Origin of the sequence: Sphingomonas phoenicis (assembly GCF_047238005.1) — a bacterium.
Taxonomy (GTDB): Bacteria; Pseudomonadota; Alphaproteobacteria; order Sphingomonadales; family Sphingomonadaceae; genus Sphingomonas.
In genome coordinates this window covers 803099-819674 of the sequence record NZ_JBDFMC010000002.1, presented here as the reverse complement: position 1 = coordinate 819674, position 16576 = coordinate 803099, and the positions used below count along the sequence as shown (strand labels likewise).

The window sequence follows — 16576 nt, the reverse complement described above, 5'->3', positions numbered from 1 at the left end:
TGGATCGTTGCGCCTCCGCGAGTCCGCGGGGTGCGCGCACCGATTCATAAGCTGCGGGGGAATGATCGATGAACAAGCAGGAGCTGATTGCGACGGTCGCCGATACGTCGGGGCTGGCGCGCAGCGATGCGGCGCGGGCGGTGGAGGCGGTTTTCGACGCTATTTCCACCAGCCTGAAAAAGGGGGACGAGGTACGTCTGGTGGGGTTCGGGACGTTCTCGGTTTCCAAGCGGAAGGCGTCGACCGGGCGCAATCCGCGCACCGGCGAACCGATGACGATCAAGGCGTCGACCCAGCCCAAGTTCAAGGCCGGCAAGATCCTGAAGGATTCGGTCAACTAGGTTCCAAACTTAACCGAGCGGCGTCGCTTGCTTGCGCGTAGCTTCGGCTGCGCGTCTGCGCTGTGCTCCTTGTCGGCGGTCTTTCGCGGACGATCACGATCCCTGTTCCGGTTAAATTTGGAACCTTAAGGGCTGGACAAGCGGGGCGGCCGTCGACTAGGGCACCGCCTCGCCGTCGGGATGGGCGCGTAGCTCAGCGGTAGAGCACACCCTTCACACGGGTGGGGTCACAGGTTCAATCCCTGTCGCGCCCACCATCTCCGACGATGCAAACGGCCCGCGGCTCGATCCCGAGCGGCGGGCTTTTTCATATGTCGCGCGGCACGACCGTCCTGCCGCCGGGGCTGACGCGATGAGCGATGATCGGGAAATCGCCTGTCCGGCGCCGGCCATGCCCCCGGACATGGCAGCGCTGCTTCAGGGCCAAGCGTGGTCGCGCGACACCGTCGGCGAGTCCGGCGCGGCCGTTTACCGCCTGCACCGGCCGGGCATCCCTGATCTCTTCCTGAAACATGGCCGCGGTGGCGTTGCGGATGACGTCATCGACGAGATGGTCCGGCTGCGCTGGCTGACCGATCGCGTCGCGGTGCCCGCCATCCGGCATTTCGCCGCTATGCCTGACGATGCATGGCTGTTGACCACGTCATTGCCGGGCGCGACCGCGTGGCAGCTGCTGGACGCTGCTTCGCCCGGAGCGCGGCCTGCCATCGTCGACATGCTGGCGGACTTCCTGCGGCGCCTGCATGCCATCCCGACAGCCTCCTGTCCCTTCGTCGCCGATCACCCGTTCCGGCTGGCCCGCGCCCGCGTGCGAATCGACGCCGGCCTCGTCGAGGAGGAGGATTTCGATGAGGAGCGGCAGGGCTGGTCTGCCGGGCGGGTCTGGGCGGCGATGCACCGGCTCCTGCCGTTCGCGCCCGATCCGGTCGTCACCCACGGCGACTATTCGCTCGACAATCTGCTGATCGCGGACGGCGCGGTCACCGGCTGCATCGATGTCGGCCGCGTCGGGATCGCCGACCGGTATCAGGACGTCGCCATCATGTGGAATTGCCTGGCGGAGTTCGATCCCGCTTTGCAGGACCGGTTCGTCGCCCGCTACGGCATCGCGCGGCTCGATCGCCGCAAGCTCGACTTCCACCTCATGCTCGACGAGATGTTCTAGGAGGGGGCAGGGGTCCTCAATGCCCGCCCCGCCGCGGCAGGGCGTGCATCGCCGCCGCGATCGCGCCGCCGACGATCAGCCCGACGATGCCCGATCCGATGGCGGTCACGATCCACGCGATCACCCCGTGCAGCGCCGGCACCGCGCCCGCTACCGCTTCCGCGGCGTCGTGGATCAGATGCTCCGGCGCGTCCACGCCGAACCCGGCCAGACCGTGGACGATGATGCCCCCGCCGACCCAGATCATCGCGGCGGTGCCGATCACCGACAGGGCGGTCATCACGATCGGCATCGCCTTCACCATGCCGCGCCCCAGCGCCTGCACGCCCGCCGATTCGCGCTTCGCCAGGCTCAGCCCGATATCGTCCAGCTTCACGATCAGCCCGACCGCGCCGTACACCCCCGCGGTGATCGCCAGCGCGACCAGCGCCAGCGCCGCCGCCTGCGACACGATGCCACCGCCCGCGACCTCGGCGAGTGCGATCGCCATGATCTCCGCCGACAGGATGAAGTCGGTCCGGATCGCGCCCGAAATCGTCTGCTTCTCCAGCTCCTCGGGCGTCTTCGGCGCTTCCTCCGCGGCGGCCGCCTCTACCGGGTGGCCGGCAACCGCCTCCCACGCCTTTTCCGCGCCCTCGAAGCACAGATACGCGCCGCCGATCATCAGTAGCGGGGTCAGCGCCCATGGCGCGAACGCACTCAGCAGCAGCGCGACCGGCAGCAGGATCAGCAGCTTGTTGCGGATTGATCCCAGCGCGATCCGCCCGATGATCGGCAGTTCGCGTGCCGGCGACAGGCCGGTGACGTAGCGCGGGGTGACCGCCGCATCGTCGATCACCACGCCCGCGGCCTTCGCCCCGGCCCGGCCCGCGGCGGCACCGACATCGTCCAGCGATGCGGCGGCCAGCCGGGTGATCGCCGCGACGTCGTCCAGCAGCGCGGCCAGGCCCGATGGCATTGTCTTGTCCCCTTCGAAATGTCGTCCGCCGTCTGTCCGCAATCCCGTCGGCTGGCAATCCCGTGCGGCATTCATCCGGATCGGATGATTCTGCCTCTGCGGGCTCGGGCGCCGAACGCTAGGCGCGATCGGGTGATGCCCGATCCACTGTCCACCCTCAGTCCCCGCCAGCTGCAATGCCTGCGGCTGGTCGGACAGGGGATGGAGGCCAAGGAGATCGGCCGCGCGCTCGGCATCTCCGGGTTGACGGTCAAGAGTCACTTGACGGCCGCTCGCACCGCCCTGGGGGTCGCCCGCAGCATCGATGCCGCGCGCCTGCTCGCCGCGGCGGAGGCGACTCATACCCGGGGTACTACTACCCCGCCGGGGATAGCAGATCGGTCGTATCTCGATGTTGAAACGCCGGGCCGGTCGGAACCGGAACAGCAGGTCGACGGGCTGGCGGATGGTGGAGGCATGCAGCCTTGGCCCCGGCAACCCCTTGTTCCGCTGCCGTTTCCGACGCGAAGGGGGCAGCGGAACGATCTCGGGATCGGTGCCCGGCTGGCCATCGTCGCGGGGCTGATCGTGCTGCTGGTCGCAGCCGTCGGCTTCTTCGTCGAGGCCAGCCGGGGACTACGGTTCTAAGGGGGTTCCGCCCTCCAGTCCGCGCCGTTCCTTCGCCGGCGCTCATGGAGACCGAACGCATGACCAGCATCGCCCCCGCCGCCGCCTACAAGATCGCCACTCGACTGAAAACGCTGGAGAAAGAGATCGATCTCGCCGCCCGGTCGAGCGCCCGGCTGCCCGCCGACCTCCTCGACGAACTCGCCGCCGCCGGCGCCGCACCGATCGAGGGCCAGCGCATGCTCGACGCCGCCGCGGAGACCTTCGCCGCGCTCGTCGAGGCGCGCGGCAAGGTCGCCCGCACCCACGGCCTCCTCCTCACCTATGCCAGGGAGCAGGGCCTGATCCAGGCGTTCGGGGACCAGTTCCCCTGCGAGCGCGTGGTCAAGTCGCTGGCCGACGCCGCGGCCGCCGACGTCGTCCGCCTCGCTGCCTGAGGCACGCGCTTGACGGGATCGCCTCCGGGTGGTCCCGTCGGCGTCATGGCACATGTCCTGTTCTTCTATGGCCTTCTGCTCCTCGCCTGCAGCTATGCCGCCCTTGCCGGTGGTGCGCCGGAGCGGGTGGCGGCGGCGATCCTCCTGCTCGGTACCGTCGCGACATGGGTCGTCGCGATCGCCGGGCGCGGCTATTATGCGGGCCAGTTCCGCAGTGCGGAGCTCGGCATCCTTGCCGTCGACGCCACCATGCTGCTCGCGCTGCTGGCGCTTAGCCTGTCCGCAGACCGGTTCTGGCCGCTGTGGCTGACGGCGATCCACGGGTTCGGTGTGGTCGGCCATATTGCCAGGCTGATCGCGCCGGACATCCTGACCGATGTCTACAAGGCGGCTCACGCCCTGTCGGCCTATCCTGCGCTGCTCCTGCTGATCGCCGCCACCCGCTGGCATCGGCGGCGGCTGGCGACGGAGGGGCACGACAGGTCCTGGTCGATCTGCTGGCCATCGTCGATGCCGTCCACGCGGAAGCCAGCGCCGATCGCCTGATCGCACGGTTCGGCGGCATCGCCACCGCGCTCGCCGCCGACACGACCCAGCTTCGCCCGCTGCTGGATGAGCCAAGCCTTTCCTTGATCGCCGCGCACCGACGGGCGTTGCTATGGACCCTGCGGGAGCCCGCCATGGCGGGAGCCCTGCTGACCACCCGGTACGAGCTTCTCGACTATCTGCGTCAGGCGATGGCGTTCGACACCGTCGAAAGCCTGCGCGCCCTGTTCGTCAACGCCCGGCGCGAGTTGATCGTCGAGGAAGAGATCGCCCGTGGCAGCCCGGCCGCCGTCGTCGTCGAACCACGCCAGGTACTGGCACGCGCGCTGGCCCTGGCGGCCAGTGGCGTGATCCTGGTCCACAATCATCCCAGTGGCGATGCCAGCCCCAGCCCCGCCGACCGACGCTTCACACAGCGGCTGGCGACGGCGGGGGACTGTCTCGGCATCAGGCTTCACGATCACCTGATCGTCGCTCGCGGCGGCACGCAGGCCATCGAGATCACCACCCTGTCGCATTCCTGAACACGCCCGCGCCCTTCGTCATCAAAACGTCACGTCACCGTCACGAACGTGACGCGGAAGTCGCACGGAACCGTCACGCAACCGTCCTAGTCGCGCTCCTTGAGATCGGCAGGGGGACCCGAGTCGATCGCAGGGCAACAGCCTGACCAACCACGACCGACCGGGAGTTTCCGATGTCCAGCTTTTCGCGCACCACCCGCCTGCTCATGGCGGGCACTGCCTGCATGCTCCTCGCCTCGTGCGGAGGTGCTGACGACGTCGCCTCGCCGGGCGCCGGCTCGATCGGGGTGATCATCAACCCGCCCGCCGTCACGCCGACCCCGACCGGTCCCTCCACGCCGACCCCGCTGACCGCCGCACAGTTCGCGCTGGCCACCACGCAGAACGGCGTCACCATCACCGCAGACGAGCAGCTGGCGCTCGTCAATGCCGGCCAGAACAATGTCGTCAACGGCTTCGGCACGACGCTGAGCGGCGTCTATCCGGTCAACGGCACGTCGCTTGCCACGGCCAGCAATCCCACGACGCTGGGCAGCTTCTTCCAGAACACCAGCTATGTCGGTGCGCTGAGCGGCCCCAACGACAACGCCTTCTCCGGCTGGACCTGCAACTCGTCGAGCGCGACCTTCGTCGGCAGCACCGCGTGCACCGCGGTCCCGGCGATCGGCACGGCGGCGAGCGGCGCCGCCTGCCCGACCGGCACGACCACGGCGACGGGCGCGGCCAATAGCGCGACGGCCGCGACCATCGGCGGGTTCAAGGTGTGCGACATACCGCAGCAGATCACCACCAGTCTGACGCTGCCGCGCATCGCCGGCATCGCTTACCGTTTCACCGGCCTGACCGAAGTCGGCGGCGACGTCGGTTCGACCGGCGCCGATTCTGGCGTCACGCTGACCGTCCAGCCGGGCGTGACCGTGTTCGCGAACGCCAACGAGTCATCGAACGACGTCCTGCTGATCAATCGTGGCAGCCGGATCAATGCGACGGGAACGGCGGATGCGCCGATCATCTTCACCGCGCAGCAGAACCTGGTCAGCAACGGCACGTCGGACTCGAGCCAGGGCCTGTGGGGCGGCATCATTCTTCTGGGCCGTGCACCCACCGCGGTGTGCGCCACGGGGACGGGGCCGAACAATGCCGGCGGTACCAGCACGACCTGCCAGCAGCAGATCGAGGGTGTCGCCAACCGCTTCTACGGCGGCGCGAACCAGGCCGATAATTCCGGTACGCTGCAGTACGTCCAGATCCGCTACACCGGCATCGCCATCAGCGAGGGCAACGAGCTGCAGGGCCTGACGCTGGGCGGCACCGGTTCGGGCACCACCATCGACCATGTCCAGAGCCACAACTCGGCCGACGACGGCGTCGAGATCTTCGGTGGCACCACCAATCTGCGCTACTTCGTGGTGACCGGCGCCGACGACGACGGCTTCGACGTCGACAATGGCTGGCGCGGGTTCATGCAGTTCATCATCGCCGCGCAGAAGGCCGGTGGCTCGACGGCGGACTCGTTCGCGACCGAGATCGACTCGAACGGTGCGGAAGACCTGCTGCCGCGCACCTATGGCCGCTACGCCAACTTCACATTCGTCCAGACCAATTCGGCTCCGTCGGCCATCCGCCTGCGTGGCGGTGCGGATTTCGCCTTCGTCAACGGCATCGTGAAGACGGCGGTGGGCGCCAGCTGCATCAACATCATCGCCGGGAACACGGTGACGGAGAACGGCGCGACACGCGCGGCGACCGGCAACGAGCGGAGCACCATCCGCACCCGCGACGACAATCTGCAGGACGTTGGCCCGCCGACCTTCAACTCGGTCTACTTCCAGTGCCAGGGCCGCTGAGGCTCGGCCAGCTTCCATGAGCATGGCGGGTCGGGGAAGAGCGCATCGCGCCGCCCCGGCCCGTCCGTTTGCCCCTCGCTTCGAAGGCCCATCCATGCGCCAGCGCACCGTCTATTCATCCCTCCTGCTGCTGACGACCACGCTGGTCGCCCCGGCAGCGCTGGCGCAGGCTCCCGGCGGCGCCACCGCCACGCCGGCGCCGCCGCCGGTCAGCACGCCCTCCACCGGACAGACGCCCGGTGCCCCGGCCGACCCCGCCGCCGATCCGGCTGCGGAGGAGCAGGTCGAGGTTTCGGCTCCCGGCGTCGATGCCAGCGCAGGTGAGGACATCGTGGTCGTCGGGCGCAACATCCCCAACACCGTGCGCTCGACCGCCCAGATCGTCAGCGTGCTGTCGAGCGCGGACATCGCGCGGACGGGCGAGGGCGATATCGCCGGTGCGCTCACCCGCGTCACCGGGCTGTCGGTCGTCGGCAACGGGTTCGTCTTCGTGCGCGGCCTGGGCGACCGCTACTCCTCGGCGCTGCTGAACGGCTCTCCGCTACCCAGCCCGGAACCGCTGCGCCGCAGCGTTCCGCTCGACATCTTCCCGACCGCGATCATCGGCTCGGCGCTGGTGCAGAAGACCTATTCGGTCAACTATCCCGGCGAGTTCGGCGGCGGCGTCATCAACCTGACGACGAAGGCGATCCCGGACGAGAATTTCTTCACCGTCGGCGCGTCCGGCGCCATCGACACGCAGACGACCGGCCATCTCGGCTATACCTATTACGGCTCGACCACCGACTGGCTGGGCTATGACGGCGGCGAGCGCAACGTACCCGGCTTCATCAAGGCCGCGCCGACCGGCACCGGCATCATCCCGACCGAGCAGGTGGCGCAGCTGTCGAACGCGCGGACCACGCTGCTCCAGCGCAACCGCGACATCCCCGGCAATTACTCGGGCGAGATGAGCCTGGGCATCACCGGCGATGCGGGGGCGGTGCGCCTGGGCATGATCGCCACCGGCAACCTGTCGAACACCTGGCGCACGCGCGACGTCACGCAGCAGGACACGATCGGCACCGACGGATCGCTGCGCAACGATTTCCGCACCCTCATCACCGACAATCGCGCGGTGGTGAACGGTCTGCTCGGCTTCGGCGCCGAATTCGGCGAGAACCGTATCCGCTGGACCAACGTCTACATCCACGACACGCTGAAGCAGGGCCGTGGCTCGGCCGCGACGGTCTACAACAACTCGCAGGGCAACCCCCTCTTCCAGCAGAATACCAGCTGGTTCGAGCGGCAGCTGGTCGAGACGCAGCTGGTCGGCGAGTTCAAGCCGATCGACGACCTGTCGATCGACCTGCGCGGCGCCTATGCCAATTCGCAGCGCAATGCACCGTACGAGCGCCAGTTCACCTATGTCTGCGCCGGTCCGGGTTCGCTCAACATCACGGCGTCGACGCCGCTGGCCAGCTCCGGCATCAACTGCCCGACCGCCTATCAGGCGACGAACGCCTTCGGCCGCTTCGCCACGGTGGTGTTCAGCGAGCTGGACGAGAATCTCTACTCGGGCCAGGCGGATGTCGCCTACAAGCTGCCGGGCGCACGCCCGTTCACCTTGTCGGGCGGCTATTATTATTCGCAGAGCGAGCGGACCTCGATCCGTCTGCCCTTCGCGTACCAGACGCGGACCGGCGGTGCGATCCCGCTGCCCTGCAACCTGTTCCGCCCCGATTACCTGCTGTCGCCGGATGTACTGAACGGTTGCGCGGTCTCGGGTGGCAACACTGCCGACAACTCGGTCCAGTTGCGCTTCGACGCCGGGCAGAACGGCTCCTACGCCTATGATGCGAAGCTGCTGGTGCATGCCGGCTATATCCAGGCAGAGGCGGAGGCGACCGACGGCCTGCGCGCCACCATCGGCGTCCGGTACGAGACCGCGAAGGAGACGGTCGATCCGATCAATGCCAACGGCACGCGCCTGAATAACGATTACTTCCTGCCGGCCGCCACGCTGACCTGGAACTTCACGAACAACATGCAGCTTCGCTTCGCCGCCGCGAAGACGATCGCCCGCCCGCAGTTCCGCGAACTGGCGCCGCAGCTGTATCAGGATTTCGACAGCGACCGCCTGTTCCTCGGCAATGCGCGGCTGCAGGACAGCGAGCTGTACAATCTCGAGGCCCGCTACGAGTGGTTCTTCGGGCGTGACCAGCGCATCACCGCGGCCGGCTTCTACAAGCGGATCGATCGTCCGACCGAGCAGGTCGGCTTCTTCCCGACGCTCGATTCGCGGCTACAGACCGGCTTCACCTATCTGCCGCGCGCGATCCTGTACGGCGGCGAGTTCGAGGTGCAGAAATATTTCGACCTCGACTTCCTCGGCGACGCGCTGATGGGCAAGCGTGCGCTGGTCGTCGCCAACTACACCTATACCCAGTCGAAGATCACCGCGAACTCGGAGTGCGTTCCGGGCGCGCTGGAGGGGACGACGCTGGGCGGCTGTCCGACGAACTTCCAGCCGGCCAACACGCTGTTCCGCGACGGCGCGCCGCTGACCGGCCAGTCGGATCACCTCGTCAATCTCCAGCTCGGTCTGGAGGACAAGGAGAACAAGGCGCAGGTCACGCTGCTGTTCAACTATGCCAGCAACCGCGTCACCAATCGCGGTCCGTCGCTGCCCGGCGGCGTCGGGTTCCAGCCCGACATCATCGAGCGGCCCGGCATCCGGCTGGATCTCGTCGCCCGGCAGGAGATCACGCTCGCGGGGCAGAATGTCGAGATCAAGGCAGAGGCCCGCAATCTCACCGGCACCAGCTATCGCGAGTTCCAGACGTTCGAAACGGCGACGGTCTTCATCAACCGGTACAAGCTGGGCCGTATCCTCAGCCTGGGGGCCAGCGTCCGGTTCTGAACCGGGTTCCGCGTCAGCGCCACGGCAGCTCGCGATACCATTTGGTGATGACGTACTTCACCCCGCCGCGCACCTTCATCCCCTGATGGAGCGTGGCGGGGTTGAGCGTCCCGTCCGACCGTCGATTGTTCCAGCAGACCAGCTTGCCGGTCTCCGGCTGGATGATCTTGTCGATCGCCTTGAACCGCGTCGCGCCGCCGGCGTCGGGTTCGTTCAGGTAGATCATCGCCGTCCAGGTCCGGTTGCCGGCGATGCCGCAATACCGGTCGAAATCGATGCCCCGGGGTTCGAAATAGTCGGTATGCGCCTTGAACTCCTGCCCGACGGCATAGCGCTGGCCCTGCATCGGTTCGCCATGCGCCGGGTCCAGCCCGGTAAACGCCAGCAGGCGGGCATCCGCCTCGGCTACGACAGGATCGTCCGCCGCCAGGTCGCCGGTCTCGCTGGTGCGATACGCGGTGTCGCCATTGGCGTCGGCGATCGTCGATGGACGGCGCACCGCGTCGATCCGCTCGACCAACGCGGCGCAGAGGGCAGGGGACAGGAAGCCGCGATGGACGAACAGCGTCAGCTTGGGGCTGGGTATGCGCTGTACCCCGGGCTGCTTAAGGATATGGGCGGCGATCGCCTCGCCGTCGATGCCGGATCCCAGTGGCGACGGGGGAAGGGCGGACGACGGGGACGGGGACGAACTGGCCATGGCGCCATCGTGCCAGCATCGTGCATGCGGCGGAAAGCATCTTTTTTGATCGGCAGGCCGGGACTTCGCTGATACATGGGGCGACAGGGCATAGTTAATGGCGGTAGAGCGGGCGGGATGATGACGCGATGCGATTGAAGCTCGACCCGCGCGCGCGTCGGCTGATCGGCCGCCTGCCGGTCGTGAACGTCTATTCGATCGCGGAACTTGCCCTGATGGCGGGGTTGGCCGTGCAGGTCGCGCGGCTGGTCTGGGTGGTCGTGACGCCGATCGGCCCGGTCGGCGACTGGCGTCCGGCGGCCATCTCCGTGCCCGGTTCCCCCGTCGAGCTGCTGACCAGCTTCGATCCCTTCTTCCGGCTGCAACAGGCGCAGAGCGCGCCCACCACCGTCACCGCGCTCCAGCTGACCGTCTTCGGCATCCGCCTCGACGAGGCGACCGGGCGCGGGTCGGCGATCGTCGCCGGGCCCGCCGGGGTGCAGCAGAGCGTCGCCGTGGGTGAGGAGATCCAGCCCGGCGTCCGGCTGAAGTCGGTCGCCTTCGATCACATCACGCTCGACCGCGGTGGTGCCAGCGAAGACCTGTTTCTCGACCAGTCCGGCCAAACGCCGCCACCGCCCAACGGCGCCGCCTCACCCGGCGTGCCCACTGCGGCAACGCCCGGCGCTGCCCCCGGCGGCACCGGCATCCAGATCGGTCAGCTGCGTCAGGAAATCGGGTTCATCCCGCGGCTCGACAATGGCCGGGTCAGCGGCCTCGTGGTCCGGCCGCAGGGGTCGGGCGAGGCATTCCGCCGGGCCGGCCTGCGCGAGGGCGACGTGGTCACGTCGATCGGCGGACGGCCCGTCACCGGCCCGGCCGATCTCGATCGCGTCGCCGTCGACGTCGCCGGTGGCGGCAACATCTCCATCACGGTCGAGCGCGGACAGGAAACGCTGCCCCTCGCCATCACGATAGCGGCGCCCAATAAATGATGCGTACCTCCTTCTCCGTTCCGGTTGCCCTGGCCGCCCTGGCGCTGGCGACCCCGGTGGTCGCGCAGACGACCCTGAACGTCCGCGATGCCGACATCCGCGCCTTCATCGCCGATGCGGCGCGGGTGACCGGGCGCACCTTCATCGTCGACGCCCGCGTCGCCGGCAAGGTCACCGTCGTCACCGATCGTCCGCTGTCGCGTTCCGAGTATTTCGAGGTGTTCCTCTCGACGCTGCGGGCCAACGGCCTCGTCGCCGTCCCGACCGGCAACGGCGTGCTGCGCATCCAGCCGATCGACAACGCCGCGTCGCAGCCCAGCCGGATCGGCTCGGCCGGGGCGCAGCGCAACAGCTTCGTGACCGAGATCGTCCGCCTCCGCTCGATCGACGCGGCGGCGGCGGTCGAGACGGTTCGCCCGCTGGTCAGCGCGCAGGGCGCGGTGACCGCCAATCGTGGCGGCAACAGCCTGGTCGTGGTCGATTTCGCTGACAATATCCGCCGCATCCGCGAGGTGCTGCGACGCGTCGATACCGATGGCTCGTCGACCCGCATCGTGACGCTGCGGAACGCCTCCGCGCGCGAGGTCGCCACCGCGCTCCAGTCGCTGGCGGGCGGCGGCGGCGCGACCGGCGGCAGCGGCGGCGGTGCGCCCAGCACGGGTGGCACCGGCGTGTCGGTGGTCGCCATCGAAAGCTCGAACTCTATCGGCCTGCGCGGCGATCAGGCGAGCGTCGCGCGGCTCGCCGCCGTGGCCGCCGACCTCGATCGCAAGGCGAAGAGCGGTACCGAGATCAAGGTCGTCTTCCTCGAGAATGCCGACGCCGAGCAGCTGCTCCCGGTTCTTCAGCGCCTTGTCGGGCAGACGCCCGATCCGGTGCAGGAAACCACGTTGTCGCGCGGCAGCTTCCAGACCACGAACTCGACCACCGGCAGTTCCAGCGGCACGATCACGCCGCAGATCATCCAGCCCGCCACCCAGTCGTCCGGCGGCGGCGGTGGCGGTACGACCACGGCGAACGGGCAGCAGGCGCCGATCTCCTCGGCCAGCAGCCGCACCCAGGCGGTCGTGACCCGCTTCGCCGGCGCCAACGCTATCGTGATCGCCGCGCCCGCCGACATCCAGCGCCAGCTTGCCGAGGTGACGCGCCAGCTCGATACGCGGCGCGAGCAGGTGCTGATCGAGGCGATCATCGCCGAGGTGTCGGACGCTACCGTGAAGCGGCTGGGCGCGCAGTTCCTGCTCGGCAACCTCTCGGGCGGTGCCTTCGCCGCGTCGACCTACACCAACACGGCGCCCAACATCCTGCAGATCGCCGGCGCGGTCGGCGCGCGCGAGATCGGCGGCACGACCACCACCGTCATCGCACCCGACGGTACCCGCACCGAGACGCGCACGCAGAATGCCGCGTCGGACCAGCTGACCCAGTCGGCGATCAGTTCCATCCTGAGCACCGCCGGCGGCTTCGCCGGCTGGGGCGGGAAGGTGGGCGACACGATCTTCGGCGCGATCATCAATGCGGTGAAGAGCGACAATACGTCGAACCTGCTCCAGGTCCCCCACATCATCACGCTCGACAACCAGCAGGCGCACAGCCTGGTCGGGCAGGAGATTCCGGTCACCACCGGCCAGGCGCTGTCCAACAATTTCGACAACGCCTTCCGTACGGTGCAGCGCCAGAATGTCGGCATCCAGCTCGACGTCAAGCCGCAGGTGAATGCCGGCGGCTCGCTGAAGCTCTACGTCCGGCTGGAGGTCAGCTCGATCGCTGGCCCGGTCTCGGCGAGCAATTCGGAGCTGATCCTGAACAAGCGCGCGTTCGAGAACGTCTTCACCCCCGACGACGGTCAGATCACCGTCATCGGCGGCCTGCTCGACGATGCCGAACGGCGGACGATCGAGAAGATCCCGGTGCTGGGCGACATCCCGCTCCTCGGCAATCTGTTCCGCTCGAAGGCGCGCAGCCGCACCAAGACCAACCTGATGGTCTTCATCCGCCCGACCATCCTGCGCACGCCCGAGGACAGCCGCCGCGTCACCGAGCAGCGCTACGGTTATCTGCGCGCGACGCAGGGCTATGCGCAGCCCGGCGTCGAACCCTCGATCGACCAGCTGGTGCGCGACTACATGAACGCCGCGCCGCCGATCCCGTCGTCGCCGATGCCCGGCAACATCGAGGACCCCAACATCGCCGTACCCGTTCAGGGGCGCCCCAGCATGTCGATCCGGCCGGAGCGGAAATGAAGATCGCGAACGGCGAGCAGGCGATCGCGCCGCCTCCGCCCGCCCAGGGCGATCGAACCGTCGTTCCGCAGATGGTGCTCCCCTATGGTTTCGCGCGCAAGTTCGGCGTGGCGGTGCGCCCCGGCGATCCGGACGGGCCGCTGACCGTCGCCCTGCGCGAGGGTGCTGACCCGCGTGCCCTGATCGAGGCGCGGCGCTTCCTCGCCCGTCCGTTCGAGATCGCGGTGATCGAGGCACCTGCCTTCGAACGGCTCCTCTCCGACGCCTATGCGATGGACGGCCAGGCGAACGCACTCGCCGCGGTCGGCATGGGTAACGAGCTCGACATGCTGGCGGACGGCATTCCGACCGCGGAGGACCTGCTCGACACCGCCGACGACGCGCCGGCGATCCGGCTGATCAACGGCATCATCGCCGATGCTGCGCGCAACGGCGTATCCGACATCCATATCGAGCCGTACGAGACCGGCCTCGTCGTCCGCATGCGCATCGACGGCGTGCTGCGCGAGACGCTCCGGATGCCGCCGCACGTCGCCCCGGTCGTGGTCAGCCGCGTCAAGGTGATGGCGCGCCTAGACATCGCCGAGCGCCGCGTGCCGCAGGACGGGCGCATGGGGCTGACGCTGGGCGGCAAGCTGCTCGACGTGCGCGTGTCGACGCTGCCCAGCCGTGCGGGAGAGCGGGTGGTGCTGCGCATCCTCGACAAGCAGAATGCCGGCATCGATCTGGAGGCGCTGGGCCTGACGCCGCCGATGTACGCGCTGCTGAAGGGGGCGCTGGCGGAGCCGAACGGCATCATCCTGGTCACCGGTCCGACCGGGTCGGGCAAGACGACCAGTCTCTACGCCGCGCTCCGCCTGCTGAACGACGGCAGCCGCAACATCCTGACCGTCGAGGACCCCGTCGAATATGCGGTCGAGGGTGTCGGCCAGACGCAGGTCAATGCCAAGGTCGGGCTGACCTTCGCCGCCGGCCTGCGCGCGATCCTGCGCCAGGATCCCGACGTAGTAATGATCGGCGAAATCCGCGATCGCGAGACCGCCGAGATTGCGGTGCAGGCGTCGCTGACCGGCCACCTCGTCCTGTCGACGGTCCACACCAACGACGCCGTCGGCGCGATCACCCGCATGCGCGACATGAAGGTGGAGCCGTTCCTGCTCGCCTCGACGCTGCGCGCCGTCATCGCGCAGCGGCTGGTGCGGCGCCTGTGTCCCCATTGCCGGCGTGCAGTGCCGGCGGGCGAGCGGGCGCCGGGCGTGAAGGTCCGCGCCGGCGACACGCTGGCGACCTTGCTCGGCATCCCCTCCAGCGCGACGATCTACGAGCCGGTCGGCTGCGACCAGTGCAACAACACCGGTTTCAAAGGCCGTATCGGCGTGTTCGAGGCGGTGCGCGTCGACGACACCATCCGCCGCCTCATCAACGAGGGCGGCGACGAGGCGGCGATTTCGGCCCACGCCTTCGCGCGCACCCCGAACCTGGCCGCCGCGGCCCGCGATCTGGTGATCGCCGGCCAGACCACGCCAGAGGAGGCGATCCGCGTTTCTCGCCGCGATGCTACCGATGTCGAGGAGCCGATGCCCGATCCGCCCGTCGATCGCCGCGCCGAGGGATTGGCGCTGCCGGCCGATGGCTGATTTCAATTATCTGGCGATCGACACCCGCGGCAACGAGCGTCGCGGGCATGTCGCGGCCGCCGACATCGATGCCGCGCGCACCACGCTCGACCGGCAGAAGCTCTACGTCGTCCGGATCGAACCCGGCGCGCCGCCGCAGACGCGGGGCCGTCCGCTGTTCGGCCTGCAGCTGGGCCGGCCGAAGATGTCGGGCAAGCAGCTGACGCTGTTCACCCGCCAGCTCGCGACGCTGAACCGGGTGTCGCCGCTGGAGGAGTCGCTGCGCACCATCACCCGCCAGACGGAGCAGGAACGGGTGCAGGCGATCGTCCGCATCGTCCATGCCGGCGTGGTGGAGGGACGGCGGCTCGCCGATGCGATGGCGCGCGAACCGAAGAGCTTCCCGCCGCTGTACCGGGCGATGGTCGCCGCCGGCGAGAGTTCGGGCACGCTGCCGACGATCCTCGATCGCCTTGCCGCGCTGCTGGAAAGACAGGCGGAGATCCGCGGCAAGCTGATCACTGCACTCGCCTATCCGACCATCCTCGCCGTCGTCGCGATGGGGGTCGTCACCGCGCTGATGATGTTCGTCGTACCGCAGGTGGTCGAGCAGTTCGACACGGTCGGTCAGGAACTGCCACTCCTCACCCGCATGGTCATCGCGCTGTCGGACTTTCTGGTCGGCTGGTGGTGGGTGATGCTGATCGCGGTCGTGCTGCTCGGGCTGGGGACATGGCGCCTGCTGAAGGATCCCGCGATGCGCCTGTCGTTCGACACCCGCCTGCTGCGCCTGCCGCTGCTCGGCCGCCTGCTGCGCGATCTTCACGCTGCGCGGATGGCCCGTACGCTGGGGACGATGGTCGCCAGCCGCCTGCCGCTTCTCGAGGGCCTGACGCTGACCGCCGGCACGATCCACAATCGCCGCCTGCGGGTCGCGTCCGACGAGATCGTCGACGCGATCCGCGGTGGCGGCAGCCTGTCGGCAGCGATGCGGCGCGCGGGCGTTTTCCCGCCGCTCCTGACCTATCTGGCCGCCAGCGGCGAGGCGGCAGGCCGGCTCGACGAGATGCTGGAGCGCGCCGCCGATTACCTGGAGCGCGAGTTCGACCGTTTCACCGCCACCGCACTCTCGCTGCTGGAACCCGCGATCATCGTGGTGATGGGCGCCATAGTCGCCACGATCGTGCTAGCGATCCTGTTGCCCATCCTCCAGCTCAACACGCTGGCGGGGGGTTGAGAGCGAATGAGAGGTTACATGCGTACCGATTCCAAGAAGCGCCGGCGCGGCGAGGACGGCTTCACCCTGGTCGAGCTGATGGTCGTGATCGTCATCATCGGCCTGCTGGCGACCATCGTGGCGCTCAACGTGCTGCCGTCCGGCGACACCGCGCGCATCCAGAAGGCGAAGGCCGACATCGCCCAGATCGAGGGCGGGCTGGAGCTTTTCAAGCTCCAGAACGTCAACTATCCCACAACCGCGCAAGGGTTGCAGGCGCTGGTCACCCAGCCCGACGGGCTGGCCGATCCCAGCCGCTACCAGCGTGGCGGCTATCTGAAGCGCCTGCCCGACGATCCGTGGGGCAACGCCTATCTCTACGCATCGCCCGGCCAGCATGGCGAGGCCGATGTCTGGACCTACGGCGCCGACGGCAAGGAGGGCGGCGAGGGGATCAACGCCGACATCGGCAGCTGGCAGTAAGGTGACGGTTACGACCCT

Annotated in this window: 15 protein-coding genes and 1 tRNA gene; 14 read left to right on the top strand and 2 right to left on the bottom strand. The window is 68.5% G+C overall.

Translation table 11 applies throughout. The features are described 5' to 3' along the window. The first annotated feature begins 68 nt into the window (after window positions 1-68). The 3 genes from ABC319_RS05035 to ABC319_RS05025 all read left to right on the top strand — a co-directional run bounded on the left by ABC319_RS05035 (window position 69) and on the right by ABC319_RS05025 (window position 1506). Entirely contained in the window at window positions 69-341 is a 273-nt protein-coding gene (locus tag ABC319_RS05035) for an HU family DNA-binding protein (protein WP_305171536.1), read from the top strand. 182 nt (window positions 342-523) lie between these two features. After that, window positions 524-598, top strand: a tRNA-Val gene (locus ABC319_RS05030). Between the two features lie 95 nt (window positions 599-693). Continuing rightward, a complete protein-coding gene (locus ABC319_RS05025; RefSeq protein WP_413069173.1) occupies window positions 694-1506 on the top strand; it encodes an APH(3')-I family aminoglycoside O-phosphotransferase in 813 nt (270 codons plus the stop codon). A 16-nt stretch (window positions 1507-1522) separates the two neighbouring features. Here ABC319_RS05025 and ABC319_RS05020 read toward each other — a convergent pair whose 3' ends face one another. Next, window positions 1523-2464 carry a DUF808 domain-containing protein gene (locus ABC319_RS05020; protein ID WP_413069172.1) on the bottom strand — a complete coding sequence of 314 codons (942 nt, stop codon included), beginning with the start codon at window positions 2462-2464 and terminating at the stop codon, window positions 1523-1525. A 135-nt stretch (window positions 2465-2599) separates the two neighbouring features. On the opposite strand from ABC319_RS05020, the gene ABC319_RS05015 reads away from it, so the two are divergent. From ABC319_RS05015 to ABC319_RS04990, 6 genes are all read left to right on the top strand, one after another. Next, complete coding sequence (locus ABC319_RS05015) at window positions 2600-3091, top strand: helix-turn-helix domain-containing protein (protein ID WP_413069171.1); 492 nt, start codon at window positions 2600-2602, stop codon at window positions 3089-3091. A 59-nt stretch (window positions 3092-3150) separates the two neighbouring features. Then, the gene (locus tag ABC319_RS05010) at window positions 3151-3507 is read left to right on the top strand and encodes a hypothetical protein (protein ID WP_413069170.1); all 357 of its coding nucleotides are present in this window, start codon (window positions 3151-3153) and stop codon (window positions 3505-3507) included. 9 nt (window positions 3508-3516) lie between these two features. Beyond that, window positions 3517-4053, top strand: a complete 537-nt coding sequence (locus ABC319_RS05005; RefSeq protein ID WP_413069169.1) for a hypothetical protein — start codon at window positions 3517-3519, stop codon at window positions 4051-4053. A 134-nt stretch (window positions 4054-4187) separates the two neighbouring features. Further along, the gene (locus tag ABC319_RS05000) at window positions 4188-4577 is read left to right on the top strand and encodes a JAB domain-containing protein (protein ID WP_413069168.1); all 390 of its coding nucleotides are present in this window, start codon (window positions 4188-4190) and stop codon (window positions 4575-4577) included. A 173-nt stretch (window positions 4578-4750) separates the two neighbouring features. Further along, on the top strand, window positions 4751-6424 hold the full coding sequence (locus ABC319_RS04995; protein WP_413069167.1) for a hypothetical protein: 1674 nt from the start codon (window positions 4751-4753) through the stop codon (window positions 6422-6424). A 94-nt stretch (window positions 6425-6518) separates the two neighbouring features. Next, window positions 6519-9326, top strand: a complete 2808-nt coding sequence (locus ABC319_RS04990; protein ID WP_413069166.1) for a TonB-dependent receptor domain-containing protein — start codon at window positions 6519-6521, stop codon at window positions 9324-9326. Between the two features lie 13 nt (window positions 9327-9339). Here the strand turns inward: ABC319_RS04990 and ABC319_RS04985 are convergent, their stop codons facing one another. Next, complete coding sequence (locus ABC319_RS04985) at window positions 9340-10026, bottom strand: prolyl hydroxylase family protein (protein ID WP_413069165.1); 687 nt, start codon at window positions 10024-10026, stop codon at window positions 9340-9342. A gap of 128 nt (window positions 10027-10154) precedes the next feature. Between ABC319_RS04985 and ABC319_RS04980 the strand changes: the two genes are divergently transcribed. From ABC319_RS04980 to gspG, 5 genes are read left to right on the top strand one after another with little or no spacing between them, the layout of a single operon-like run. Further along, complete coding sequence (locus ABC319_RS04980) at window positions 10155-11000, top strand: type II secretion system protein N (protein WP_413069164.1); 846 nt, start codon at window positions 10155-10157, stop codon at window positions 10998-11000. Continuing rightward, on the top strand, window positions 10997-13243 hold the full coding sequence (gene gspD / locus ABC319_RS04975) for a type II secretion system secretin GspD (RefSeq protein ID WP_413069163.1): 2247 nt from the start codon (window positions 10997-10999) through the stop codon (window positions 13241-13243). The genes ABC319_RS04980 and gspD overlap by 4 nt, the downstream gene beginning before the upstream one ends. Beyond that, complete coding sequence (locus ABC319_RS04970; RefSeq protein ID WP_413069162.1) at window positions 13240-14880, top strand: GspE/PulE family protein; 1641 nt, start codon at window positions 13240-13242, stop codon at window positions 14878-14880. The genes gspD and ABC319_RS04970 overlap by 4 nt, the downstream gene beginning before the upstream one ends. Continuing rightward, on the top strand, window positions 14873-16096 hold the full coding sequence (gene gspF / locus ABC319_RS04965) for a type II secretion system inner membrane protein GspF (protein ID WP_413069161.1): 1224 nt from the start codon (window positions 14873-14875) through the stop codon (window positions 16094-16096). Before ABC319_RS04970 ends, gspF begins: the two co-directional genes overlap by 8 nt. 18 nt (window positions 16097-16114) lie before the next feature. Further along, the gene (gene gspG, locus ABC319_RS04960; protein ID WP_413069160.1) at window positions 16115-16558 is read left to right on the top strand and encodes a type II secretion system major pseudopilin GspG; all 444 of its coding nucleotides are present in this window, start codon (window positions 16115-16117) and stop codon (window positions 16556-16558) included. The last annotated feature ends 18 nt before the right edge of the window (window positions 16559-16576 follow it).